The sequence below is a fragment of the Protofrankia sp. CiT1 genome, assembly GCF_917627335.1.
Lineage (GTDB): Bacteria > Actinomycetota > Actinomycetes > Frankiales > Frankiaceae > Protofrankia.
In genome coordinates, this window is record NZ_CAKJTP010000212.1 from 4,472 (window position 1) to 6,251 (window position 1,780).

Sequence of the window (1,780 nt, forward strand, 5' to 3'; positions counted from 1 at the left end):
CCATCAGCTCGTTCGTCAGGCACTTCTTCCCGGCGAGAACCACGGGCGCCGCCCTGGAAATATATCGTATCGGCACGTTGTAGATATTCTTTCCAGCGTATTCAAGAACAAACCTGCCGACAGTGCCGTCGGCGAGCAGAAGAATGTTCTTCTCGCCGATGCACTCCGCCATTCCTTTGAGGAACTCGCCGAACTGTTCCTGTCTACCGGCATAGAAAATCAGATCATCCGGCCGCTGGGTCGTGCACCTCTTCTGAAACTCACTTTCCAGCTGAGCGCTGATGTCCGGACCGGAAGCGGCACCCCGGCCGGGTGACATGTTCAGGTTCTTGTCCCAGCCCCGCCGGTCGACCGAGAGACCGATCTTCAACCGCGCGGCGACCTTCGGCACCTCCTCGTCGATGTCCTTCACCAGTGTCGAAACATACGTGTCATCGTCGTCTGGACGCGGCACCGCACCATTTTCTCCAGGCTCACCGGGGTAGTAGACCGTGATTCTTTTCTTGTTGTTCCGCCAGGCATACAGCGCTACAAGCTGCGCGTCGCGCCTGTTCGCGGGCACCATCTGGAAGTATCTCTCCGACTGCCGGTCAACGCCATCGGCAGAAAGGCCATGGGCGATCACGGGAATGTTTTCCATCCCCAACGTCCTGATTGCCTCAAGGGTGACCGGCGTACTGCGGTCCATACCAATGACCCCGATGACCCGCTCCCCCGGAGTTGCGGCGAGGGGAACTATGTATTTCTGGGTGACCATGGCTGCCTGTCCCATCGCCTCGCCACCGTTTGCGATCACAACACGCAACGCAATGCGATAACGGGACGGATCATCCTTCGCTCCCACGCACGGACCGGTATTCCCGAACTGGTTCAGCTGGCGCTGCCAGGTCAGCAGCGCCAGCATCTCCGCCATCTGGGGATCGGCCCAGCCCGTTCCCGGCGTCGATGCGGGCCTCCGGGTGAGAGAGCCGACGTACACCAGTGTGACAGAGCGCCGCCGTTCTCCCCCAGGCCGCTTATCGAGTTCGTCCGCACACCTGTTCTGCTCGAAGATTTTTTCTTGGACATCCCGGAGCCGGACGACCGACGGATCTTTACCCACGCCGAAGGTGAATCCACCCGTGCTGTAGCCGACGCACTCCCCGTCGTCGGCCTTGGTCACCGCGACGCCTGGCCACGGCTGACAGCCATCGGGCGAACTGGGGCTGGACGGCCAGAGCCGCCAGGCCAGCAACGCCAAAAACGCCAGAAACACGACGGCCCCGGATGCGCCCAGCGGCAGCCGGTGCGTCCGTATCCACGGCCGCACCCCCGGAAGGAACGATCTGGGGTTATTCATATCCGGCTGACCGGACAGGGACGACGAGTCGGCCGCCACTAATGGGAGGCTGTTGTTGTCCTCCCGCGGTAGGTGTGGTAAGGACGAACCTGGTGCCGCGGTCCCGCCGGGGAAAGGCGGAGGCGGCTTCTCAGACGCGCCCGACGGCGGGGAACTGGCACGGCTCGGGGGGAAGGGAGACGGCTCTGCGGGCTTCCCTCGTCCCTTAATCGCCATGGTGATCCCGTCGAGGAGGACGCGTCGGCAGACGTCCTCGTCGGTGTGACCGACCAGGTCGATCGGCTTAATCGGGCCGAGCAGCCCCGGCAGCGGACAGTCTTCCAAGCGAATCGGCAGGAGTTTGCGGTCAAAGCCGAGTGGATCATCGGCCCGGGCTGCCTGCCATTCCGCCTGCTCGGACACGGAAGACAGGTAAGCGCGGGACAACAGAACGATGGTCCG

The 1,780-nt window shown here is 62.8% G+C and carries 2 pseudogenes; both read right to left on the reverse strand.

From position 1 onward, the window contains the following. Positions 1 to 1,162, reverse strand: a pseudogene (locus MJ785_RS20085) (hypothetical protein); the annotation flags it as partial. 486 nt (positions 1,163 to 1,648) lie between these two features. Continuing rightward, a pseudogene (locus MJ785_RS20090) lies at positions 1,649 to 1,741 on the reverse strand (toll/interleukin-1 receptor domain-containing protein); the annotation flags it as partial. Positions 1,742 to 1,780: the final 39 nt, after the last annotated feature.